Annotated in this window: 21 protein-coding genes; 3 read left to right on the top strand and 18 right to left on the bottom strand. The window is 69.0% G+C overall.

What is annotated here, in order from left to right; all coding sequences use genetic code 11:
* Nucleotides 1-22 precede the first annotated feature (22 nt).
* The 4 genes from ilvD to PTQ19_RS06250 are packed head-to-tail and all read right to left on the bottom strand — an operon-like array spanning nucleotide 23 to nucleotide 5,255.
* Nucleotides 23-1,756, bottom strand: coding sequence for a dihydroxy-acid dehydratase (gene ilvD / locus PTQ19_RS06265; RefSeq protein ID WP_179411052.1), 1,734 nt, complete (start codon nucleotides 1,754-1,756; stop codon nucleotides 23-25).
* Between the two features lie 9 nt (nucleotides 1,757-1,765).
* Nucleotides 1,766-2,563 (bottom strand): trehalose-phosphatase, encoded by a 798-nt coding sequence (otsB, locus tag PTQ19_RS06260; protein WP_274368841.1) that lies wholly within the window; start codon nucleotides 2,561-2,563, stop codon nucleotides 1,766-1,768.
* Nucleotides 2,560-3,981 carry an alpha,alpha-trehalose-phosphate synthase (UDP-forming) gene (locus PTQ19_RS06255; protein WP_274368840.1) on the bottom strand — a complete coding sequence of 474 codons (1,422 nt, stop codon included), beginning with the start codon at nucleotides 3,979-3,981 and terminating at the stop codon, nucleotides 2,560-2,562. The genes otsB and PTQ19_RS06255 overlap by 4 nt, the downstream gene beginning before the upstream one ends.
* A 47-nt stretch (nucleotides 3,982-4,028) precedes the next feature.
* Nucleotides 4,029-5,255: an MFS transporter gene (locus PTQ19_RS06250; RefSeq protein WP_274368839.1), complete on the bottom strand. Its 1,227-nt coding sequence runs from the start codon at nucleotides 5,253-5,255 to the stop codon at nucleotides 4,029-4,031.
* Between the two features lie 189 nt (nucleotides 5,256-5,444).
* On the opposite strand from PTQ19_RS06250, the gene PTQ19_RS06245 reads away from it, so the two are divergent.
* The gene (locus PTQ19_RS06245; RefSeq protein WP_274368838.1) at nucleotides 5,445-8,069 is read left to right on the top strand and encodes an AMP-binding protein; all 2,625 of its coding nucleotides are present in this window, start codon (nucleotides 5,445-5,447) and stop codon (nucleotides 8,067-8,069) included.
* Here the strand turns inward: PTQ19_RS06245 and PTQ19_RS06240 are convergent.
* The 3 genes from PTQ19_RS06240 to PTQ19_RS06230 all read right to left on the bottom strand — a co-directional run bounded on the left by PTQ19_RS06240 (nucleotide 8,023) and on the right by PTQ19_RS06230 (nucleotide 11,647).
* A complete protein-coding gene (locus PTQ19_RS06240) occupies nucleotides 8,023-9,087 on the bottom strand; it encodes an ABC transporter ATP-binding protein (protein WP_274368837.1) in 1,065 nt (354 codons plus the stop codon). The genes PTQ19_RS06245 and PTQ19_RS06240 overlap by 47 nt on opposite strands.
* Nucleotides 9,084-10,568 carry an ABC transporter permease gene (locus PTQ19_RS06235; protein ID WP_274368836.1) on the bottom strand — a complete coding sequence of 495 codons (1,485 nt, stop codon included), beginning with the start codon at nucleotides 10,566-10,568 and terminating at the stop codon, nucleotides 9,084-9,086. The genes PTQ19_RS06240 and PTQ19_RS06235 overlap by 4 nt, the downstream gene beginning before the upstream one ends.
* A 62-nt stretch (nucleotides 10,569-10,630) precedes the next feature.
* Nucleotides 10,631-11,647: an iron ABC transporter substrate-binding protein gene (locus PTQ19_RS06230; RefSeq protein WP_274368835.1), complete on the bottom strand. Its 1,017-nt coding sequence runs from the start codon at nucleotides 11,645-11,647 to the stop codon at nucleotides 10,631-10,633.
* Between the two features lie 119 nt (nucleotides 11,648-11,766).
* Here PTQ19_RS06230 and PTQ19_RS06225 point away from each other — a divergent pair, with 119 nt between their 5' ends.
* Nucleotides 11,767-12,045: a hypothetical protein gene (locus tag PTQ19_RS06225; protein ID WP_179411059.1), complete on the top strand. Its 279-nt coding sequence runs from the start codon at nucleotides 11,767-11,769 to the stop codon at nucleotides 12,043-12,045.
* A 170-nt stretch (nucleotides 12,046-12,215) separates the two neighbouring features.
* On the opposite strand, the gene PTQ19_RS06220 is transcribed toward PTQ19_RS06225, so the two are convergent.
* From PTQ19_RS06220 to PTQ19_RS06210, 3 genes are read right to left on the bottom strand one after another with little or no spacing between them, the layout of a single operon-like run.
* Nucleotides 12,216-13,394: an acetyl-CoA C-acetyltransferase gene (locus PTQ19_RS06220; protein WP_206550009.1), complete on the bottom strand. Its 1,179-nt coding sequence runs from the start codon at nucleotides 13,392-13,394 to the stop codon at nucleotides 12,216-12,218.
* The gene (locus tag PTQ19_RS06215) at nucleotides 13,391-14,044 is read right to left on the bottom strand and encodes a CoA transferase subunit B (RefSeq protein ID WP_179411061.1); all 654 of its coding nucleotides are present in this window, start codon (nucleotides 14,042-14,044) and stop codon (nucleotides 13,391-13,393) included. Before PTQ19_RS06215 ends, PTQ19_RS06220 begins: the two co-directional genes overlap by 4 nt.
* Before the next feature lie 2 nt (nucleotides 14,045-14,046).
* Nucleotides 14,047-14,820, bottom strand: a complete 774-nt coding sequence (locus tag PTQ19_RS06210) for a CoA transferase subunit A (protein ID WP_274369041.1) — start codon at nucleotides 14,818-14,820, stop codon at nucleotides 14,047-14,049.
* Between the two features lie 102 nt (nucleotides 14,821-14,922).
* Between PTQ19_RS06210 and PTQ19_RS06205 the strand changes: the two genes are divergently transcribed.
* Nucleotides 14,923-15,717: an IclR family transcriptional regulator gene (locus PTQ19_RS06205; RefSeq protein WP_179411063.1), complete on the top strand. Its 795-nt coding sequence runs from the start codon at nucleotides 14,923-14,925 to the stop codon at nucleotides 15,715-15,717.
* Nucleotides 15,718-15,738: 21 nt separating this feature from the next.
* Here PTQ19_RS06205 and PTQ19_RS06200 read toward each other — a convergent pair whose 3' ends face one another.
* The 8 genes from PTQ19_RS06200 to PTQ19_RS06165 are packed head-to-tail and all read right to left on the bottom strand — an operon-like array spanning nucleotide 15,739 to nucleotide 23,087.
* Nucleotides 15,739-16,629: an alpha/beta hydrolase gene (locus tag PTQ19_RS06200; protein WP_274368834.1), complete on the bottom strand. Its 891-nt coding sequence runs from the start codon at nucleotides 16,627-16,629 to the stop codon at nucleotides 15,739-15,741.
* Nucleotides 16,626-17,378, bottom strand: coding sequence for a 3-hydroxybutyrate dehydrogenase (locus tag PTQ19_RS06195; protein WP_274368833.1), 753 nt, complete (start codon nucleotides 17,376-17,378; stop codon nucleotides 16,626-16,628). The genes PTQ19_RS06200 and PTQ19_RS06195 overlap by 4 nt, the downstream gene beginning before the upstream one ends.
* Complete coding sequence (locus tag PTQ19_RS06190; RefSeq protein ID WP_274368832.1) at nucleotides 17,371-18,102, bottom strand: TetR/AcrR family transcriptional regulator; 732 nt, start codon at nucleotides 18,100-18,102, stop codon at nucleotides 17,371-17,373. Before PTQ19_RS06190 ends, PTQ19_RS06195 begins: the two co-directional genes overlap by 8 nt.
* A complete protein-coding gene (locus PTQ19_RS06185; protein ID WP_274368831.1) occupies nucleotides 18,089-19,627 on the bottom strand; it encodes a class I adenylate-forming enzyme family protein in 1,539 nt (512 codons plus the stop codon). The genes PTQ19_RS06190 and PTQ19_RS06185 overlap by 14 nt, the downstream gene beginning before the upstream one ends.
* Nucleotides 19,624-20,730 (bottom strand): branched-chain amino acid ABC transporter permease, encoded by a 1,107-nt coding sequence (locus tag PTQ19_RS06180; RefSeq protein WP_179411068.1) that lies wholly within the window; start codon nucleotides 20,728-20,730, stop codon nucleotides 19,624-19,626. Before PTQ19_RS06180 ends, PTQ19_RS06185 begins: the two co-directional genes overlap by 4 nt.
* A 1-nt stretch (nucleotide 20,731) precedes the next feature.
* Nucleotides 20,732-21,607 (bottom strand): branched-chain amino acid ABC transporter permease, encoded by an 876-nt coding sequence (locus PTQ19_RS06175; protein WP_274368830.1) that lies wholly within the window; start codon nucleotides 21,605-21,607, stop codon nucleotides 20,732-20,734.
* The gene (locus PTQ19_RS06170; protein ID WP_206820641.1) at nucleotides 21,604-22,314 is read right to left on the bottom strand and encodes an ABC transporter ATP-binding protein; all 711 of its coding nucleotides are present in this window, start codon (nucleotides 22,312-22,314) and stop codon (nucleotides 21,604-21,606) included. The genes PTQ19_RS06175 and PTQ19_RS06170 overlap by 4 nt, the downstream gene beginning before the upstream one ends.
* A complete protein-coding gene (locus PTQ19_RS06165; protein ID WP_274368829.1) occupies nucleotides 22,311-23,087 on the bottom strand; it encodes an ABC transporter ATP-binding protein in 777 nt (258 codons plus the stop codon). Before PTQ19_RS06165 ends, PTQ19_RS06170 begins: the two co-directional genes overlap by 4 nt.
* Nucleotides 23,088-23,109: the final 22 nt, after the last annotated feature.

Genomic DNA, 23,109 nt, shown 5'->3' with positions numbered 1-23,109 from the left:
CGTCCCTGAACTCGTCGCAGGGTCAACCGGTCGTCGCGCCCTCCGCTGCGGAGCGCACGAGACGGGAGTACTTGGCGAGGACGCCACGGGTATAGCGCGGGGGTAGGGGCTCCCAGCCAGAGCGGCGGGAGCTCAACTCGTCCTCCTCGACGAGTAGCTCGAGGGAGCGAGCCGCGATATCGACCCGTATCAGATCACCATCGCGCACGAAGGCGATGGGACCAGCGTCCACCGCTTCGGGTGCTATGTGGCCGATGCACAGGCCGGTTGTGCCGCCTGAGAATCGTCCGTCCGTCAAGAGTAGTACATCTTTTCCGAGGCCCGCGCCCTTGATGGCTCCGGTGATGGCGAGCATCTCGCGCATACCCGGCCCGCCCTTGGGTCCCTCGTAGCGGATGACCACCACGTCACCGGCGCTGATCTCGCCCGCGGCCAGCGCGTCCATGGCCGCGCGCTCGCGCTCGAACACGCGGGCGGGCCCCTCGAACACGTCGGCGTCGAAGCCGGCCGACTTCACCACGGCACCCTCGGGAGCCATCGAGCCGTGCAGGATCGTGATGCCACCCGAGGCGTGGATCGGGTTGTCGAACGTGTGGATGACGTCACCGTCGACGGGGTCGGGGTTCAGGTCGCGCAGGTTCTCGGCGACCGTCTTGCCGGTGACGGTCAGTGCGTCGCCGTGGATGAGGCCCTCGTCGAGCATGGCCTTCATCACGACGGGGATGCCACCGTGACGGTCGACGTCGTTCATGACGTACTTGCCGAAGGGCTTCATGTCGGCGATGTGCGGCGTCTTGTCACCGATGCGGTTGAAGTCGTGCAGGGTCAGGTCGACGCCCGCCTCGCGGGCGATCGCCAGAAGGTGCAGCACGACGTTGGTCGATCCGCCCAGTGCCATCGCCAGGGCGACGGCGTTCTCGAACGACTCCTTGGTGAGGATGTCCTTGGTGGTGATGCCCTGGCGCAGCAGTTCGACGACGGCCTCACCCGAGCGGTGCGCGAAGTAGTCGCGGCGGCGGTCGGCCGAGGGCGGCGCCGCCGAGCCCGGCAGGCTCAGTCCGAGTGCCTCGGCGACGGATGCCATCGTGTTGGCCGTGTACATGCCGCCGCAGGCGCCTTCGCCGGGCGCGAAGGCGCATTCGATGCGCTTGAGGTCCTCTTCGGTCATGCGACCCGCTCGACAGGCACCGACGCCCTCAAACGAATCGATGATCGTGATCTCTTTCTCGGTGCCGTCCGAGAGCTTGACCCAGCCGGGTGCGATCGACCCGGCGTACAGGAAGACGCTCGACAGGCCGAGGCGGGCGCTGGCCATGAGCATGCCGGGGATGGACTTGTCGCAGCCGGCGAGCAGCACGCTGCCGTCGAGGCGCTCGGCCATCATCACCGTCTCGACGGAGTCGGCGATGACTTCGCGCGAGACGAGCGAGAAGTGCATGCCCTCGTGCCCCATTGAGATGCCGTCCGATACCGAGATGGTGCCGAACTGCAGCGGGTAACCGCCACCGGAGTGCACGCCTTCTTTGGCGCCCTGCGCGAGCCGGTCCAGGCTCAGGTTGCAGGGGGTGATCTCGTTCCAGCTGGAGGCGATGCCGATCTGGGGCTTGTCCCAGTCGGCGTCGCCCATGCCGACGGCACGGAGCATGCCTCGCGAGGTGGTCGCCTCGATGCCGTCGGTCACGACGCGGCTGCGGGGCTTGATGTCGATGTCAGAGGTGGCGCCGGGCGCGCCGGTGTGAGCTTCGGGGGTGGCCATGACGGCAGTCTATTCCCGACTGGCGCCCCGCTCGGTCGCGATGACGCGAAGAAGCTCCGCAATCTGCTGCGGAGACTCCACCCGAAGGGTTGCTGCGCTCGGTCCGGCGCCGACCCGAACGCCCAGATCACCCGTCTGCAGCACCTGCAGCGCATCCTCGTCGGTGACGTCGTCACCGGCGAACAGCACCCCCGTCGCACCGGTGTGCGCGCGCAGCACGCCGATGGCGGCGTCCTTCCCCTCGTCGCGCGACGAGAACTCGAGGATCCGATCGCCGGTGCGGCGTCGCCAGTGCGGCGCGCGACGTGCGAGCACCTCGTCCGCCTGTGCGAACGCCGCACGCTCGACGGCGGGCTCGGCGGGACGCCCGTGGATGCCGATGCCGAAGGTCTTGGTCTCCAGCGCGACTCCTGCGTGTTGAGCCATCAGCGGCGCGAGCTCGTCGAGCAGCGCGTCGCGCAACGCGGTCTCGTCGGCGGTCGGCACGATGTCCTGCTCACCCTCGCCGGGGTACCAGTACTGCGCGCCGTGGGATCCGGCGAGCACGACCGGCGAGTCGTCGAGGTGTTCGGCGATCTCGCGCAGGTGCGCGAGGCTTCGGCCCGAGACGAACGCCACCGTGGTGTGCGGCAGTGCCGTCAGGCGCGCGATGGCATCCGATACCTCGGGAACGGCGCGCGCCGACATCGGTTCGTGCACGAGCTCGGATGCCGTGCCGTCGAAGTCCAGAGCGACCAGCAGCCGCGGGGTGCGCGCGATCGCGACGACGTCCGGGTCGGTCGAAGCAGGGTCCCAGGTGCGCGTCATCGGCTCGCCGCCGCTCCGTCGCGCTCGCGCGAGGCCTCGTCCAGCGCCGACAGGAACGACTGCGACCAGGCGTTGACGTCGTGCTCGAGAACGCGCCTGCGCAGCGAGCGCATGCGCTTGGACTGTTCAGAGCGCGGCATCTCGATCGCGGTCATGATCGCGTCCTTCAGCCCCTCGATGTCATGCGGATTGACGCGCACCGCCTGACGCAGCTCGTCGGCAGCCCCGGTGAACTCGCTGAGCACGAGAACGCCCCGATTGTCGCCGCGTGTGGCGATGTACTCCTTGGCCACCAGGTTCATGCCGTCGCGCAACGCCGTGACGAGCATGACGTCGGCCGCCAGGTACATCGCGACCATCTCCTCGCGCGGATACCCCTGGTGCAGGTAGCGGATGGCGGTGTGGCCGAGAGTGTCGTGGTCTCCGTTGATGCGGCCGATGGCGAGCTCGACCTCGTCGCGCAGGTGCATGTAGGCGTCGACACGCTCGCGGCTGGGACTGGCGACCTGGATGAACGCCGCGTCCTCGACCGAGATATGGCCCTGATCGAGCAGTTCGCCGTATGCCTTGATGCGATGGCGGATGCCCTTGGTGTAGTCGAGGCGGTCAACACCGAGCAGAATGCGCTTCGGGTTCCCCAGTCCCTCACGGATCTCCTGCGCGCGCGCCCGGATGTCGGGCCGTGCGGCGAGCTCGCGGTACGGGGTGGTGTCGATCGAGATCGGGAAGGCCTTGACCAGCGGACGACGCCCATCGGGCAGTGCGATCGTCGTGGCCTTGGTCTCGTAGCCCAGTCTGCGCTTGGCCGCCGCGAGAAAGTTAGTGGCATCCTGCGCGCGCTGGAAACCGATCACGTCGGCACCCAGCAGGCCGCGCAGCACTTGGTCGCGCCACGGCAGCTGTGCGTACAACCCGTGGGCCGGGAACGGAATGTGGTGGAAGTAGCCGATCGTGACGTCGGGTCGCAGGTTGCGCACCATCTCGGGAACGAGCTGCAGCTGATAGTCGTGCACCCAGACGGTACCGCCCTTCGATACGGCCGTCGCGGCGGCCTCGGCGAAGCGCAGGTTCACCGATACGTACGCCTCCCACCACTCCCGGTGGTACTGGGGCGGGGCGATCACATCGTGGTACAGGGGCCAGATCGTGTCGTTCGAGAAACCCTCGTAGTACTGCTCGACCTCGTCAGCGCTCAGCCGCACCGGCAGCAGCCGGATGCCGTCGGCGGTGAACGGTGCGATGTCGAGGTCGGGCTGACCGGCCCAGCCGACCCAGGCACCGTCGACACTGCGCATCATCGGCTCGAGCGCCGCGACCAGACCGCCCGGGGAGGTGCGCCAGATCTCGTCGCCGTCGGGGGTCAGAATCCGATCCACGGGCAGACGGTTGGCTACGACGACGAACTCTGCGGTGGTCACTGGGCGACTCCTCTGCTCGGAGCCTCCAGGCTACCCAGTGCCGCCGATCAGCGTCGGATCGGTGTCATGAAGCGATTCGCGATACCCGCCGCCACGACGATCGACGACGCCACCAACGGCATCATCAGCGCCGCCTGTGTGCCGACGGACTCAGCGAGCTCGCCCGTCACGGCCGACGCCAGGGCCTGCCCGACCACGACCCCCGAGCCAAGCATGGTCATGACAGTCGCGGAGCGTCCGAGAGGGCTGCGCGAGGCGCCGAGACTGTACTGCGTGACCAGGGTCGGCCCAACGCCGATCCCCAGCAACGCGAGCGCGAGCGTCATCATGCCCACGCTCGACGCGGTGACGACCAGCGCCGACCCGGCGAGCAGGATGCCACCGAAGACGAGCCATCTCGCGGCCAGGGTGAACCGTGCCGGTAGCCACGCGACCCCCAGGGCGAGGATGGCCGAGCCTATGCCCATCACGCCATAGAGCAAGCCGGCCTGCTCGGGTGCACCGCGGTCGGCCATGAACGCGGTCAAAGCCGTCAGCGTCGATCCGAAGAACAGCCCGACGCCGAAGATCCCGACCACGACCGTCAGCAGTGCCGGGTGGAACAGTTCCGACACGGCGGATGGCGCCGCTCCCCCCGGAGTCCGTGACGCCGACACATGCCGGCCGGTCGGGTGCAGGGCGAACGCTCCCACGAACACGAGCGTCAGCACTGCGGCGAGCACGATCGGCGCCCACGGTGCGATGAACGAGGCCAGGATGCCGACGAGGAACGGCCCGAAGACGAAGACCGTCTCATCCGCCGCCGACTCGTACGACATCGTCGCCGAGGTGGTGCGGGCGCGGCGCGCCTCGGGCATCCGCTCGTCGATGATGGTGACCAGGCGCGAACGCGACATCGGCGACACCTGCGGGGCGCTCGCGCCGATCGCGAAGCCTGCGGCGAGCACCGCGACGTCGGTGGCGGGGCTGTAGACCACCAGCGCGAACACCGCGAGCATGGCGGAGTTGACGACGGCCGCTGCCACCAGCACCGGTCGCTGCCCATACCGGTCAGCCGCAGCGCCCAGGAACGGACCGATCAGCGCGGTACCCGCGCCGACCGCCGCTGACGACAGGCCGCCGAGCGACAGCGATCCGCGGGCGGTGACCACCATCGTGAGCACGCCGACCACCATCATCGCGAAAGGCAGTCGGGCCACGAAGGCGATGAGGAAGTACGGCCAGCCTGCCATCGCGAACAGGCTCGGTGACGTCGTAGGAGATGTCTGTGTCATGGCTCTCGCGCGTCGAGGACGCGGGTCGGGTGCCGCCGATTTCCGCCGGGATGCCGACGGCCGGTAGATACACAGGTGAAGGCGCGGAGGCGCCGCACAGAAGTGTAGTCGAGCCGACCGAAATTTACCTGAAGGCCAGGATAGGTTAGGCTCACCTAGCCCCACCCGATGCAAGAAGAAGCGACACCCGTGAGCACCGCCTCCCCCGCCACCGTCGTCGACCTGCTCCGCGGCCACCCGACGGCCACCGCCGTGTGCGCGGACGACGGCGATCTCACCTACGCAGAACTCGCCAACCTGGTCGGCGCCGCACGCGAAGCGCTCGGCACGACACGACGACTCGTGCTCGTCAAGGGCGCGAACACAGTGTCCGCGCTCACCGCGTACCTGGGTGCTCTCGCCGGCGGCCATCCGGTGCTGCTGGCCCCCGGTGGCGACGATGAATCGGCCGTGCGTACGCGGCAGACGCTCATCGAGCGTTTCGACCCGGACGTCCTCACCGGCGACGGGACGATCATCGAGCGCAGGCCGGGCACCGCGCACACCCTGCACGAAGATCTCGCGCTCCTCACCAGCACATCCGGTTCCACGGGCTCGCCGAAGCTCGTCCGCATCTCGGCCAACGCTCTGCTGTCCAACGCCGCCGCGATCGCCGAGTACCTGCGACTCGAGCACGACGACCGCGCGATCACCACCCTCCCGATGCACTACTGCTACGGGCTGTCGGTCATCAACAGTCACCTGCTCGCCGGAGGCAGCCTGGTGCTCTCGGACCTCTCCGTCACCGACGAGCGATTCTGGCCACGCGCAGCGCAGACGAGCATCACCGGTCTCGCCGGCGTGCCCTACACGTTCGAGCTGATCGACGCCGTCGGCGGTACCGAGAGGCTGCCCCGCAGCATCCGCTATCTGACGCAGGCCGGCGGGCGTCTGCCCGCCGAGCGTGTGCGCGCTCTCGCCCGGGCCGGACGCGCGCAGGGCTTCGAGTTCTTCAGCATGTACGGGCAGACCGAGGCGACGGCCCGGATGTCGTACGTGCCGTCCGAGGACGCCGAACGGGCAGCGGGCTCGATCGGCCGACCGATCCCCGGCGGATCATTCCGTATCGACGCCCACGACGGCGAGTCGGGTGAACTGGTGTACTCCGGCCCGAACGTCATGCTCGGCTACGCCGAACAACCTGCCGACCTCGCGCTGGGTCGGACGGTGCACGAGCTGCGCACCGGCGATCTCGCACGAAGGCGACCGGACGGCTATGTCGAGATCGTCGGCCGGATGAACCGCTTCGTGAAGGTCTTCGGGCTGCGCGTGGATCTCGATGCTGTACAGAGCCACCTCGACGACGTCGGGATTCCGTCGCGCGCTGCGGCCGACGGCGAGGAGTTGCTCGTCTTCGTCCGACACGGTCGCGACGCGACCCGAGCGCGCGACGAGGTGTCACAGCGTGTCGGTCTGCCCGCGACGGCGGTGACCGTGCACGTCGTGGACGCGTTCCCGGTGACCTCATCGGGCAAGCCTGACAACGCTGCGCTCGTCGCGCACCACCGCGCCGAGCGCGCCGCCGCGCCGTCGTCGGAGGCGCGCTCGGCGGCGGAGATCACGCCCGCTCGCGTGCGCGACGTCCTCGCCGTGTGCACGGGCAGAGCGGATGCCACGGTCGACGACAGCTTCGCCGGGCTCAGCGGCGACTCCTTGAGCTACGTCGAGGCCGCCGTACGATTGGAGGATCTGCTCGGTCCGCTCCCCCGCGACTGGCCGTCGCGATCAGGCACCGAGCTTGCCGCGCTCGGCGCGACGGGCCGCGCACGCGGGACGGATGCTGCCCGCGTGGCAGACCCCGCCCAGGGCGGCCCCACTGCGCGAGAGGCGACGCCCCGCCGCGCCATCGCCGCGCTTGAGACGCCCGTGCTTCTGCGCGCGATCGCGATCGTCCTGGTCGTGGGCACGCACGCAGATCTGTTCCTCGGCGACGGCTTCTCGCTCAAGGGCGGCGCTCATCTGCTGCTCGTGGTCGCCGGGTACAACCTCGCCCGGTTCGCACTTTCACCGTCGGCACGGGACCGCCCGCGCCGGCTGCTCACCGCGGTGGCGCAGATCGCTGTTCCGGCCGTGCTGTGGATCGGCGCCGTCGGACTGCTCAGTGGCAAGTACGACCCGACGACCGCCCTGCTCGTGAACAACGCCGTGCCCGCGGACGGCCTGTGGAACGAGCAGTGGCAGTTCTGGTTCCTCGAGGCGGTGGTGTGGACCATGCTGCTGCTCTCAGCGGCCTTCGCGATACCGGCCGTCGATCGGTTCGAACGTCGAACCCCGTGGGCCTTCGCGCTGGGTGCTCTGTTCGTGACCGTCGCCGTGCGCTTCGCGCTGCTCGGCCTGGACCCTGCTCAGCACGTGGAACGATATGCCATCGCCACCGTGCTCTGGTGCATCGCGCTCGGGGCCGTCATCGCGCGTGCCGACAGCACACGCCGGCGTGCGCTCGCGACGGTGCTCGCGATCGCCCTCATCCCCGGGTTCTTCGGCGATCCACTGCGCGAGGCCATCGTGGCCGTCGGTGTGCTCGCCCTGATCTGGGTGCCGGCCGTGCCGGTGCCGACCGCGGTGCGTCCCGTGCTCACCACACTCGCCTCGGCCTCGCTGTTCATCTACCTCACCCACTGGGTGGTGTACCCGCCGTTCGAGCTGACCGCGCCCGCGGTCGGAACGGTCCTCTCCCTCGCGGTCGGTGTCGTCGTCTGGGCCCTGTACCGCCGCGCGCAGCGCGCCGTCAGCGCGCGGGATAGAGCACAGCACCACCGCCGACGCGCAGGGTGATGACGTCACCGTCGTTGGTCTCGGCAGCGCGGTGCGTAGGCACCTGCAACCAGACGCGGGTGCGGTCCTCCCCCATGATGTCGACGCGCAGCTCGGTGCGGGCGCCGACGGCGCGCCGTGCCGTGATCGTCGCCGAGCCCGCGATGATCCCCTCGGCGCCGGTCGCGTCAGAGACCATCTCCAGCTGGCTGGGGCGCACCATGGCGAGAATCTCGGGGGCACCCGCCGACAGATCATGCCGCACGGACACCGTTCCGAGCGCGCACGTGATCGTACCGATGCTCTCCCTGCGCGCGCGCAGGTACAGCGCGTCTCCGAGGAAGTCCGCCGTGGCCCGATCGGCCGGCGCATCGAACACGGCCCCGGGCTCACCGTTCTGAGCGAGCCTGCCCGCCGTGACCACACCGATGAGGTTCCCGAACGACAGAGCCTCGTCCTGATCGTGGGTGACCAGCACCGTGGTCACTCGGGCGTGCTCGAGGATGTCGATCGTCGCCTCACGCGTCTGTGCGCGCAGGCCTGCATCGAGGGCGCTGAACGGCTCGTCCAGCAGCAGCACGCCGGGCGCGGGCGCGAGCGCGCGGGCCAGTGCCACTCGCTGCTGTTGACCGCCCGACAGCTCGTGCGGACGGCGATCGGCGAGTTCCGGCGCCAGCGAGGTGAGCTCCATCATCTCGCGCACCCGCTGCGCCCGCCCCGGTCCACGCGACAGGCCGAAGGCGATGTTGGCGGCCACTGTGAGGTGCGGAAAGAGCGCACCGTCCTGCGGCACGTATCCGATGCCTCGGCGGTGGGCGGGCACCGAGGTGCGGGGGTCGGCGAGCAGCGTGTCACCGAGCACGATGCTGCCTCTGTCGGGCCGCTCGAATCCGGCGATCAGCCGCAACAGCGTACTCTTGCCGCTGCCGGATGCTCCCACGAGTGCCATCCGCGCACCGTCCGGTACGGCGAAGTCGACGTCTCGGAGTACCTCGGTCGCGCCGAAGGACTTGCCCACACGTTCGAGTCGAAGAGTCATGCACGCCCCGTCGCTTCAGAGAACATCAGATGCACGGCCGGTACCGACAGTGCGATCAGGGTCAGCGCGTAGGGAGCGGCCGACACGTAGTCGAGGGCTGAGGCCGCCGACCAGAACCCGGTCGCAACGGTCTCGGTGCCGATCGGCGCGAGAAGCAGCGTGGCCGTCAGCTCGTTCGAGGCGCCGAGCGCCACCAGTGCCGCTCCGCTGGCGGCGGCGGGCACGAGCAACGGCACGGTGACGCGCAGGCGGGCCCGCCAGGGCGGGACGCCCAGCGACCGGGCCGACTCTTCCCAGGCGGGCGAGATCTGGGCGAGCCCGGCGCGCAACGGCACGAGGAGCCGAGGCAGGAACAGGATCGCGTACGCCACGATCACGGTGACGGCCGTTTGGTACAGCATCGGGGCGACCGTGAGTGTGACGCCCACCAGTGCCAGCGCCACGATGATTGCGGGAAAGCTCCCGGCGACGTAGAAGGCGCCCTCCAGCGTGCCGCTGATCCGTCCGCGGTGACGTACCGCCAGCCAGGCGACAGGCAGTGCCACGAGCAGGCACACGAGCGCTCCCCCCACCGACAGCAGCACGGTCTGACCGGCTGCGGGCACGACGGACGCCCAGTCGTCGAGTCCGCTGCTCAGCGACCATCGCAGCACTGAAGACAGCGGGACGAGCACCGCTGCACTGAGGAAGACGAGCAGGGCGAGCACCGCCGGCGCCGTCCAGCGACCGAGGTCCGCACGTCCGCCGGGGCGGGATGCCGCGCTGCGCGACAGTCGCGACGTGCCCCGCAGGCGGTTCTCACCGATCACGAGCAGAAGGCACAGAGCGGCAAGCACTACTCCAAGGGCGGCCGCGAGAGCACCGCCGAAGTTCGCACGGTAGGCGTCCATGATCGCGGTGGTGAACGTGCCGAACTCGAGGAACGCGAACGCGCCGTACTCCGCGAGGAGGTGCAGTCCGACCACGAGGCCACCGCCGATGGCGGCCATCCTCAGCTGTGGCAGCACCACACGCGCGAACACCCGCCATGGACCGAGCCCGAGCGAGCGAGCGCTCTCTTCGAGCGCAGGGTCGAGGCCGCGCAGGGCCGCGACCGCCGGCAGGTACACCAGCGGTGAGTACGCGCAGGCGGCGATCAGCACCGCACCACCGAGCCCGCCCAGCCAGGGGGCGACGCTCGCCCAGCCGTAGCTGGTCACGAACGCGGGGATCGCCAAGGGCGCCGCCAACGCGATCGCGAAGAACCGGCGCAGCGGCAACGAGGTTCGCTCGACCAGCCATGCCCCGCCGATGCCCACGACGAGCGTCGCGGCCACTCCCAGCACCACGAGCAGCACCGTGTTGACGGTCAGCTCGGCGACTCTCGGGCGCACGAGCAGCTCGATCAGTCGAGGAAGGCCCGTCTGGATCGACGACACGACCACATAGCCGACGGGGATCAGCGCGATCGCAGCGGCCGCGGCGACGCCGATTGCCAGCATCCAGGGGTACGACCGTGCGCCGCGCGGACGCTCTGTACCCGCCTGGCGCTCGGCTGTGCGTGTCAGAGCAGTCCCGCCTCGGTCATGAGGTCGATCACGGTCGGGCCGTTCAGCGTGGACGGGTCGATCTCGGGCGCACCGAGCGACTCGAGCGCGGGAAGGGGTGCGCGGGCGGGGATGCCGGTGGCCACTGGGTACTCGTAGCTGTAGCCCTCGCCAAGGATCGTCTGCCCCTGCTCTCCGACCAGCCAGGTGAGGAACTGCTGCGCCTCGTCGGAGCGATCGCTGGATGCCAGGACGCCGCCGCCCGAGATGCTGACGAAAGCTCCCGGATCGCCCGGCTCGAACAGATGCAGCGCCGTATTGCCGCTGTTCTCCTTGGTGCTCGCCTGGTCGCGGTACCAGTAGTAGTGGTAGATGATGCCCATCGGCACCTCGCCGGCGTTGACCGCCTTCATCGTCACGATGTTGTTGCGGTAGATCTCGGCGTTGCGCTGCATACCAACGAGCCAGTCGGCGGTCGCGTCCTCGCCCTCCGACGCGAGGATGGCCGACACGATGGCCTGGAAGTCGGCGCCACCGGGCGCAGCTCCCCACTGGCCCTGCCACTTCTCATCCTGCAGCTCGAGGATCGACGCGGGCAGTTCGTCCTCAGAGATCAGCTCGGGGTTGTAGACGAGTACCGTGTCGCGTGCGGCGATGCCAGTCCAGGAGCCGGTGCTGGGGCGGAACTGCTCGGGCACCCGCTGCAGCGTCGCCTCGTCGATGGGGGCGAAGAGTCCGGCATCCTCGACGAGTGCCATCGCGGGCGAGTTCTCGGTGAGGAACACATCGGCGGGCGAGGCGTCGCCCTCCTGCACGATCTGGTTCGCGAGTTCGCTGTCGCCACCGTGACGCAGTTTGACCTCGATACCCGTCTCTGCGGTGAACGCGGCCGTCCACTCCTCGGTGAGCTGCTCGTGCTGAGCGTTGTAGATGATCAACGCGTCGTCACCACCGCCGGGAGTGCATCCGACGAGCAGCGCGGCGACGGCGATTCCGACGACGGGTGCGATCCGGCGCGTGCGGATGACAGGCATATGGTTCCCTTCAGGCAGGTTAGGCTCACCTATTTTACGCGACGAGCCGCCGCCCGCGTGACGCGATCCGTTTGACGCCCCCTTCGCCGTCTGCGCGAGTGCTCGACTACCGTAGACGCATGCGCTACCTCTTCGGATCCGGACTCATCGGCGCGATCACCGCCGGCCTCTCTCTGTTGCGCGGCACCCGCGATGCCCCGATCACGTGGCGTGCGGTTCTCGCCTGGATCAGCTGGGGCATCACCCTCGCATTGGCGATCGGCGCGGTCGTCGACATGCGCCGCGACGCCAACGGGATCACCGTCGCGGCAGATTCGCCACTGGCGCCCAAGCAGAACAAGCGCGCCGATAAGCAGCTCAAGGCCATCGAAAAAGCCGCCAAGGCCACCCAGCGCTGACACGCTCCTCGTGTCAGCGGGGCACCCCTCGGCGACCACCTTCGCCGAGACCCCCATCTATCGCCGAGACCCCCAGGTGCGGATGTCCGCACCTGGGGGTCTCGGCGATACGTAGGGGTGTCGGCGACGCGATCTGACTCAGCGGGTCAGGACCTCAACCGGCCAGGACGTCAACGGGTCAGGACCAGAGCCTCTCCCTGACCGCCGCCGCCGCACAGCGCGGCCACCGCGGTACCGGATCCGCGCGCGGCGAGCTGGTGCGCGAGGTGCACCACGAGGCGAGCGCCGCTGGCGCCGATCGGATGCCCGATGGCGATGCCGCCGCCGTGGGCGTTGACGATGTCGCTGGAGAGGCCGAGCTCCTGCTGCGAGCGGGCGACGACGGCCCCGAAGGCCTCGTTGATCTCGACCAGGTCGAGGTCGTCGGTCGTGAGGCCCTGCTTCTCGAGGGCGCGTTCGATGGCACGCGCGGGCTGAGCCTGCAGCGAGTTGTCGGGGCCGGCGGTCTGGCCGTTGGCGCCGATCACGGCCAGTACCGGCCAGCCACGGGCATCCGCATTCTCGCGCGTCGTGACGATGACCGCGGCCGCACCGTCGGAGATCTGCGAGGCGTTGCCCGCGGTGATCGTGCCACCCTCGGCGAACGCGGGGCGCAGGCCGGCGAGCGACTCGACCGTGGTGTCGGGGCGCACGCCCTCGTCCTGCGTGAGCACCACCGGGTCGCCCTTGCGCTGCGGAACGGTGACCTCGACGATCTCGGCGAAGAACGCCCCGTCGCGCTGGCCGGCGGCGGCGCGCTGGTGCGACAGCGCGGCAACCGTGTCCTGCAGCTCGCGCGTCATCTCGTAGCGCGGGTTGTGGCGCTCGGTCGACGCACCCATGCTCTCGCGGTCGTACGCGTCGGTGAGGCCGTCGTGAGCCATGTGGTCGAGCACCTCGACGCTGCCGTAGGTCCAGCCGTCGCGCGACCCCATCAGCAGGTGAGGTGCGCGGGTCATCGACTCCATGCCGCCGGCGACGACGGTCGTCGCATCACCCGTGCGGATCATGCGGGCGGCATCGATGATGGCCGTCAGACCCGACAGGCACACCTTGTTGACCGAGCTGGCCGGAACGTCCCAGCCGATGCCCGCGCCGATGGCGGCCTGGCGGGCCGCGTTCTGGCCGGAGCCCGCCGCGAGCACCTGGCCCATGATCACCGCGTCGATGTCGGTGGGCGAGATGGCGGACTGCTCCATGGCGCCGCGGATGGCGAACGCGCCGAGCTGGGGTGCGGTGAACGAGGCCAGTTGCCCCTTCAGACGTCCCTGCGGAGTGCGTGCTGCGGCGACGATGACGATGTCGCTCATGAGTTCTCCTTCAGTGATTCCGAGATGGTGAGCGGCGGTTCGGTGGCGTCGATGACGTCCTGCACGCTCACGCCGGGTGCCGTCTCGACGAGCACGAGTCCCTGCTCGGTGACGTCGATCACGGCGAGATCGGTGATGATGCGGTCGACCACTCCCCTGCCGGTGAGCGGCAGAGAGCACTCGTTGACGATCTTGGCGCTGCCGTTCTTGGCGACGTGCTCCATCAGCACGATGAGTCGACCTGCGCCGTGCACCAGGTCCATCGCGCCGCCGGGGCCCTTGACCATTTTTCCGGGGATCATCCAGTTGGCCAGGTCGCCGCCGACCGACACCTGCATCGCACCCAGGATCGCCGCGTCGATCTTGCCGCCGCGAATCATGCCGAAGCTGGTTGCGGAGTCGAAGAACGCCGCGCCCGGCAGCAGGGTGATGGTCTCCTTACCGGCATTGATCAGGTCGGGGTCGACGTTCTGCTCGGTCGGGTACGGGCCGACGCCGAGGATGCCGTTCTCGGACTGCAGCACGACCGTGACGTCGGCCGGCACATGGTTGGGCACCAGCGTCGGAAGGCCGATACCAAGGTTGACGTACGAGCCGTCGGTGAGCTCCTGAGCGGCACGTGCCGCCATCTGGTCACGGGTGAGCGCCATGTTCAGGCCCCTTCCTGGCGTACGGTGCGTCGTTCGATGCGCTTCTCGATGTCGGTGCCGACCTCGACCACGCGGTGCACGAAGACGCCGGGCAGGTGGATGCAGTCGGGGTCGAGCTCGCCGGGTTCGACGAGTTCCTCGACCTGGGCGACGCACACGCGGCCGGCCATGGCGGCGAGCGGGTTGAAGTTGCGGGCCGCCTTGTTGAAGATCAGGTTGCCGTGGCGGTCGCCCTTCATGGCGTGCACGAGCGCGAAGTCGGTGGTGATCGCCTCCTCGAGCACGAACTCGCTCGGCTTGCCGAGGAAGTCGAAGGTGCGCACCTCCTTGACCGGCGAGGCGACGGCGATGGTGCCATCGGCGTTGTAGCGACGCGGCAGACCGCCTTCGGCGACCTGCGTGCCCACACCCGTCTGCGTGAAGAACGCGGCGATGCCCGAGCCACCGGCGCGGAGCTTCTCGGCGAGGGTGCCCTGCGGGGTGAGCTCGAGTTCGAGATCGCCCTCGAGGAACTGACGCTCGAACTCCTTGTTCTCGCCGACGTACGACGAGGTCATCTTGCGGATGCGCCGCGAGGCGAGCAGGATGCCCAGGCCCCAGTCGTCGACGCCGCAGTTGTTGCTGACGACGCTCAGATCGGCGGTGCCCTGTGCGTGCAGGGCCTCGATCAGCTTCATGGGATTGCCGGAGAGTCCGAAGCCGCCGACGGCCAGCGACGCTCCGTCCGGGATGTCGGCGACGGCCTCGGCCGCGGATGCGAACTGTTTGTCGATCAAGACCACTCCTTCGTGACGGGTCATCTCCAGCATCCGCCCGTGCTGTGCGCGCGGCAACCCGATGCTTGCGATGTGGTCGCACGAACCGCTAGCGTCCACATTATGGAACAGCAGGATGATCGCCGTCGCAGTGTGCCCGGCGCGCAGGCCATCGCCCGCGCCTCTTCGCTGCTGCGGCTGGTGACGGCGTCTCCCGACGGTGCCTCGTTGCAGTCCCTGGCGCAGCGTGCCGAGCTGAGCCGCTCGACCGCACACCGACTGCTGACCGCTCTGCGGGTGGAGGGACTCGTCGATCAGGACGAGACGTCAGCGCGATGGATGCCCGGCCCTGAGCTCTATCTGATGGGAACCGTCGCCGCGGCGCGTTATGACGTGACTGAGCTGTCGCGCGACATCGTGCGCTCACTCGCGGTGAAGACCGAGGAGAGCGCGTTCCTGTCGACGCGCCGCGCGGATGAGACCGTGTGCCTCGTACGCGAAGAGGGATCGTTCCCCATCCGCTCGTTCGTCCTCAGCGAGGGCGTGCGGTTCCCCCTCGGCGTCGCCAGCGCCGGTCTCGCGATCCTGGCATTCCTGCCTGACCACGATGTGGATGCCTACCTGGAGCGGCACCCCGAGATCGAGGAGCGCTGGGGGCACGCGCACGGCACGGCACCGATGCGGCGCCGCCTGCACGAGACGAAGGCGCGCGGCTATGCCGTCAACCCGGGGCTGGTGGTCGAGGGGTCGTTCGGCATCGGCGCCGCGGTCTTCGATCGACATGGACGCCCGGAGTGGGCGCTGAGCCTGACCGGCGTCGAGTTCCGTTTCGGGCCCGACCGTCTGCCGCAACTCGGACGCACGCTGCTCGCGCACGCCCACCAGCTGTCGTCGCGTCTCGCCGGCGCGCGTCGCTGACCCGCCGGCGAGACGCCGCGGTCAGACGAGGACCGGCCGCACCAGGTCGGCGAGCGCGACAGCACCGCGCGGACTCATCACGACCGTGTAGTGGTTGAGATCGTCAAGGTGCACGTGATCCACCGCGGGGTACCTCTGCAGCAGATCCGCAAGGTGCGCCGGCGCGTACAACCCCGGCGTCTCGTTCTGCAACCCCCGGGGCACGGTGATGAAGAGCGTCGGCACCGACAGCGCCGCCAGCGCATCGGGCAGCGCAGAACCGGTGTTCATGTCGATGACGTCGTCGGCCATGATGTCCGAGCTCGTCGCCGCGCGAAGCACATCGCCATCCGGCACGAGGTCGTACGCGATGTACGCGTCGAGCTCGGCACTCCAGTCGTCTGCGAAGGCCGGATGCCGGCGCCAGAACTCCTCGGTGTACGCCTCGACGTGCGGCCAACGGCGCGAGAGCCGTTCGGCGACCGGGCCGAGGATCAGCGGGACGAGTTGTTCGGGGTCGACCCCGGCGGGCACGTTCAGCGGCAGGCCGCCGTCGACGAGCACAAGGCGGCTCACGCGCTGCGGATGCCGGTGCGCGAGCACGACGGCCACGAAGGCGCCCATCGAGTGCCCGACGACGCTGACGGCGTCGACATCGAATGCGTCGAGCACCGCTGCCAGATCATCGGCGTGTGCCGCCATGCCCGCGGGACCGGGCAGCGTGTTGCTGGCGCCGCGACCGCGCAGGTCGGGGGCGATCACGCGCACACCCGGCAGTTGCTGCACGACGAACGGCCAAGCCAGGTGCGACGAGGTCACCCCGTGGATGGCAAGCACCGTGCGCTGCACCTCGCCCTGTGGCTCCCAGACGGCCACCCGAAGGTCACCTCCGGCGACAGGCACATCCGTGGTGCGGTAGTCGTGGTGGGTCATCGTGCGCTCCAGCCGCCGTCCATCGTGTACGAGGCGCCCGTGACCATGCCAGCAGCGTCCGATACGAGCCAGCCGGCCAGCGAGGCGACCTCGTCGGCTTCAACGAGTCGTTTGATCGCGCTCTCGGTGAGCATGATGGTCTCAACGACCTCGCTCTCGGGGATGCCGTGCACCTTCGCCTGGTCGGCGATCTGCTTCTCGACCAGGGGCGTGCGCACGTAGCCGGGGTTGATGCAGTTGCTGGTGACGCCGTGCGGGCCGCCCTCCAGTGCGGTGACCTTCGACAGGCCTTCCAGTCCGTGCTTGGCAGCCACATAAGCGGACTTGAACGGGCTGGCGCGCAGACCGTGCACGCTGGAGATGTTGATGATCCGCCCCCAGCCGCGCTCGTACATTCCGGGGAGCACCGCGCGGATGAGCAGGAACGGTGCCTCGAGCATGATCCGCTGGATCAGACGGAAGGCATCGGGATCGAAATCCACGATGGGGCTGACGCGCTGGATCCCGGCGTTGTTGATCAGGATGTCGGCGTCGAGGGCGAGGTCGTCCAGTGCCGCGGTGTCGGATAGGTCGACGGCCCAGGCCTCTCCCCCGATCTGCTCTGCTGCGGCAGCGGCCGCAGCGGCGTCGATGTCGGCGATCACCACGTGTGCCCCACGGCGCACGAACTCGGCGGCGCAGGCATGCCCGATACCGCTCGCTCCCCCGGTAATCACTGCACGCCGACCGGCGAGATCCTGTTCAGACATCGTTCTCTTCCTCTCTGAGGCTCTCTGTGACGTGCGGCCGCGCACCCGGCGCGGGGTTCTCCGCGTGGTCGGGGCGCAGCGCGCGGGTGATGAAGTCCGACATGCCGTCGAGCACTGCGGGGTCGATCTGCGCGGGCGGCTTTCCTGCGGCATCCCGCTCCCAGAGCAGGTAGCGCATGCCGATCAGCTCACCGGCACCCATCAGCGCCCAGGCGACGACGTCGGTGTCGAGCTCGGCTGCGATCTCGCCGTCGCGCTGCGCGGCCGCAAGTCCGGCGCGGTAGCCGTCGACGATGCGCTCGTAGTGCAGGCGCAGCATGGTAGGCGAGACGAACTCGGCCTCGCGGACGACGCGGTACAGCGCCGGATGCGCGGCAGTGAACCGGAAGAATCCCTGGAACCCGAGGCGTTCGGCCTCGATACGGTTCGTTGCGGATGCCATCGACTCGGACATCGAGTGGCGCACCCGGCTGTTGAGGTCGAGCACGAGCTCATCGAAGATCGCCTGCTTGCCGTCGAAGTACAGGTAGAAGGTGCCCAGTGCAACGCCGGCGTGCTCGGTGATCTTGACGATCGAGGCCTCGTGATATCCGAGGTCTGCGAAGACCTGCTCGGCCGCTTCGAGCAGGCGACGCCGGGTCTGCTGTCCGCGTTTGGTGAGGGGGCGTCCGGTCGCGGACGAAACGGGCGGTTCCTCCGCTGGTGGGTTCTCAGTGGGCAGCATCCTGGTGCTCCTCCCTCAGCGCCATCCGGCGCAGTCGTGCGCGGGCGACCTTCTCGATCGTGGATCTGGGCAGCTCGTCGAGAAACTCGATCCGCGACGGCAGTTTGAACGTCGCCAGCCGTTCGGCGGCGAATGCGCGCAGCTCTTCGCGCGATACCGGTCCCACCGGAACGATGAAAGCCACCCCGCGCTCTCCCCACACCGGGTCGGGTACGCCGACGACAGCGCATTCCGCGACCAGCGGATGGGCAGCGAAGGCGCGCTCCACCTCGGCGGGGGCGACGTTCTCACCTCCGGAGACGTAGATGTCCTTGAGTCGATCGACGACGCGGTGGATGCCGTCGGCGTCGCGGTGCACGAGATCGCCGGTGCGCAGCCATTCGCCGTGCATCGCACGCTGGGTCGCTTCGTGATCATCGAGGTAGCCGGCGAAGACGCTCGCACCGCGCACCCAGAGCTCGCCGGTGGCCGCTCCCTGCAGTTCGAGTCCGGTCTCGGGGTCGGTGATGCGCACGTCGACACCCGGGTAGGGGCGTCCGACCGCCCCCGGGTGTGCGGCGACGAGGTCTGCGGCCAGGTGCAGCACGTTGGGTCCTGCTTCGGTCAGCCCGTATCCCTGGGTGAAGGCGAGACCGCGCGTCGCCCATGTGCGCACCAGATCCTCCGGGATGGTGGCCCCGCCGACCACAACGCGGTTCAGGGCGGTGAGATCGGCACTCTCCCACAGCGGATGCTGCTGCAGCATGCGGTACTGGGTGGGCACTCCCATCATCGCGGTGACGCCACGGTCAGCGATGAGTTGCAGCACGCGACCGGGGTCGAATCCGCGCTCGAGGACGACCGTTGCACCTCGCCACCAGGCCTGTAGTGGCTGCACGTTCCACGCGGCGACGTGGTACTGCGGCAGCATCGCCAGCACCACGTCGTCGGCGTCGAGCGGCATGGCGCGATCGAGAGCGAGGTTGTTCCAGAAGCAGTTCTCGTGCGTAAGCACGACGCCCTTCGGCGCCGCCTCACTGCCCGAGGTGTAGATGACCAGCAGCGGATCGGTGTCGCGCGCCGCGCGGCGGTGCGCGCTCTCGCGCGCGGCCGGCGCCTCGGCCTCGACGCCGGCGACGCCGAGAGCGGCGTGCACGGGGGCATCCGCAATGTTCTCCAGCGCCGCCGACGCGAGGGCAGCGTGCTCATCCTCGATCAGCAGCAGGTCCGGCCCGGTGCGGGAGATCAGGTCGGCCAGCTCGGTCGGGGTCAGCCGCCACGACAGCGGCACCAGCGCGATGCCCAGCTGCGCGCAGGCGAAGAACACCACGACCTGGTCGGTCGAATTGCCCGAGATCGTCGCGACCCGCTGCCCCGCACCGTACCCGGCGTCGCTCAGACGCTCCGTCAATCGCGTCACACGCGCCGCGAGTGCGCGGTAATCGGTACGCACACCGCGGTCGTCGACGGCGACGCGCGCCGGGTCCGACACGGCCCGGTCGTGCAACCACCGTCCGATGGTGTGCGCGCCGGCGGCGTCTGTCATCGCGCCATCTCCGGCACCTGTTCCGCTTCGTCCATCGCGGCGAGCCCGCTCTCGGGCGCACCGCGTCCGCGACGACGACGGACCCAGGAGTCCACGGTTCCGGCGATGCCGCCGGGGAGGAACATCACGACGAGGATGAACAGGACACCGAGGATGAACAGCGGCTCCGACAGCGGCACGCGCAGCACATCGGGAAGCTGCTGGATGCCCTCGGCGCGGGCGAGCACCGTCAGGCGCTGGTCAAGGATCGTGTAAAGCACACCTCCGAGGATCGCACCCCAACGGAACCCGACGCCACCGAGCACCACCATCACCAGCACCGTGATCGTCAGATCTGCGCTGACCGCAGTGGGCTGTGTGCCCGACTGCAGCAGCAGGTAGGCGATGCCCGCAAGCGATGCGCACAGCGCGGCGATCACGAAGACGATGAGCTTGGCCCGGGTGGGCTGCAGCCCGAGAACGCGCACGCGCAGGTCGTTCTCGCGGGCGGCCGCGGCGAGATGCCCCAGGCGCGAACGATCGACCCACAACACGATCAGATAGACGATGACGACCACAGCGAGCGAGATCCAGTACAGGTTGCGCGTGTTCACGACGCCGACGAGCCAGTCGGGCACACCCTCGGTGTGCAGGCTGAGCCCCTCTTCACCGCCCGTGATCGCCTGGTTGCGTCGTACGAGCACCGAGCCCGCCTGGGCGAAGGCGAGTGTCACCATCGCGAACGGGATGCCGTTGACGCGCATGGCCACGGCGCCGGTGACGACGGCGATCACCAGTCCCCCCAGCAGCGCGACGAAGATTCCCGGTACCAGCGGAAGTCGCGCAGCCTCCAGCACGATACCCAGACCGTACGCCCCGGCACCGAAGTACAGTGCGTGCCCGAACGAGAGCATGCCGGCCGTGCCGAGCAGCAGGTTGTACGACAGCGCGAGTGCGGCGAACACCATGCACAGCGACATCAGCGCGAGCGAACCCGGCGTGTATGTCGCGCCGGGCAGGATGCCCGGCAATGACAGGTTGAGCATCGGCAGCAGCGCCAGGACGGTGACGAGGACGACACCGACGCCGACCGGGAGCCAGCGGTTGCGGTTCGTGGCGTTCATGTCAGGCCTTCCTTCCCATGAGACCGGCCGGGCGCACCAGCAGGACGACAGCCAGCAGGATCACGACGATGAAGTCACCGGTTCCGCCGAGGTATGTGTTGGCGACCTGCTGCATGACCGCGACCAGCACCGAGGCGATCGCCGCGCCGGTCAGCGAGCCGAGTCCACCGACCACAGTGACGATGAACGCGAAGATCAGCAGCGTCGACCCCAGATGGGCCGAGACGTAGGTCAGGGCGTGCATGGCGAGCACACCACCGATACCGGCGGCCGCACCGCCGATGGCGAAGACGAGCGTGAACGAGCGTCGCACGTCGATGCCGAGCGCGGTGACCATGGACCGGTTCTCCACACCGGCACGGATGATCATGCCGTAGCGCGTCTTCTTGAGGAACAGCACGAGCCCGGCGAGCACGAGTGCCGCGGCGATGATGAGCACCCAGTACTTGTTCGGGATGCTGGCGCCGAGCACCGGGGTGGTCTCGCTCAACCACGCCGGGCCGCGCACGTTGACCGGGTCAGTGCCCCAGATCCCCTCGAACAGGGCGATCGCGGCGAAGGACAGACCGACGGTGACGAGCACCTGTTCGATATGGCGCTCGTAGAGCGGCCTGATCAGCACGAGCTCGGTGGCCGCGGCGAACGCCGCGCCGACCGCGCCGCCGACGAGAACCGACAGCACGAAGCCGCCCCAGCTGTCGACGCCGACGGCCTGGGCGACCGCCCAGCCGACGAAGGCGCTGAGGGTGAGGAACGCGCCGTGCGCGAAGTTCAGCACATGCATGAGGCCGTAGATCAGGCTCAGGCCGCTGGCGACGAGGAAGTACAGTGCGCCGAGTCCGAGCCCGATGACGAGGGTGAGTACCAGGGTGCTCATACGTGCTCCTCCGCACTGACGCCGAGCAGGCGTCTGGTCAGGTCGGCATCGTCGAGGATGTCGACGGCGCGTCCGGTGTGCACGACTCGTCCGTCGGCGATCACGATCGCCTGGTCGGCCAGGCGCCGCACGACATCGAGGTTCTGCTCCACGAGCAGCATCGGCACTGTTGTAGCGGCCTCGGCGAGAGCATCCGCCACTTCAGTGACGATCTTGGGCGCGAGGCCCTTGGTCGGTTCGTCCACGAGAAGCAGGCGGTTGTCGTTGAGCATGGCGCGCGCGACCGAGACCATCTGCTGCTGGCCGCCCGAGAGGGTTCCGGCGCGCTGGTCGCGGCGGGCGACCAGGTCGGGGAACAGCTGATCCACGAACTCGCGTCGCGGATTGCGCTGGCGTTCGGCGAGGGCAAGGTTCTCGGCGACGGTGAGGCCGGCGAAGACCTCACGGTCCTCGGGCACGTACCCGACGCCGCGTTGGACGATGCGGTGCGTGCTGAGCGCATCGATGCGCTCGCCGTCGAGGATCACCTCGCCCTTACGCGAGATGAGTCCGAGGATGCCGCGCAGGGTCGAGGTCTTTCCGGCACCGTTGCGACCGAGCACGGCTGTGATGCCGACGGCGGGCACATCGAAGGTGACGCTCTCGACGACCTGCTGTCCGGCGATGGATGCGCGCAGGTTCTTCACCTGCAGGATCGGGGCGCTCACGCGCCGGTCCCGAGATAGGCGCTCTGCACGGTGGGGTTCTCCATGATCTGCTGCGGGGTGTCGACAGCGATGATGCTGCCGAAGTACATCACCGCAACGAGGTCGACGAAGCCCATCAGGACTTCGATGTGGTGTTCGACCATCAGCACGGTGCATCCGGTCTCGGCCTGCAGTCCGCGGATGTTCTCGACGAGCCCGGCGACGTCGCCCGAGGCGACGCCTGCCATCGGCTCGTCGAGAAGGACGAGCCGCGAACGAGTGGCCAGCAGCACGGCGATCTCGAGCTTGCGCTTGTCACCGTGGCTGATGTCGCCGGCTCTGGCATCCAGACGATGTCCGAGGCCGACGGAGCGCAGCAGTTCCTCGGCGCGGATGCTGATCGCGTCAGATCGCTTCGGGAAGTGCAGCAGCGAGTAGCTGCCGCCTTCGGCCGCCTGCACCGCGATGCGCACGTTCTCGTGGACGGTGAGCTGCGGGAACAGGCTGGATGTCTGGAAGGTGCGTCCCAGCCCCGCCCTGGCGCGCTGGGGCACGCTGGTGCGGGTGATGTCGGTGCCGTCCATCAGGATGCGGCCGGCGGTGGGCCTGATCACACCCGAGATGGCGTTGAACAGCGTGGTCTTGCCGGCGCCGTTCGGCCCGATCACTCCGACCAGCGAGCCGGGCTCGACAGCGAGGTCGACGTCCTTGAGGATCGTCGCTCCTCCGATGTCGAGGCCGAGTCCTTCGACGCGGAGCGATGCGCCTGCGGTGGGCGGGGCTGGGATGTTCACTTCTTCGACCTCCTGGTCATGA

The organism is Microbacterium esteraromaticum (assembly GCF_028747645.1).
Classification (GTDB): Bacteria; Actinomycetota; Actinomycetes; order Actinomycetales; family Microbacteriaceae; genus Microbacterium; species Microbacterium esteraromaticum_C.
The sequence above is the reverse complement of the archived record's forward strand: the minus strand, read 5'-3'. Positions and strand labels throughout refer to the sequence as shown.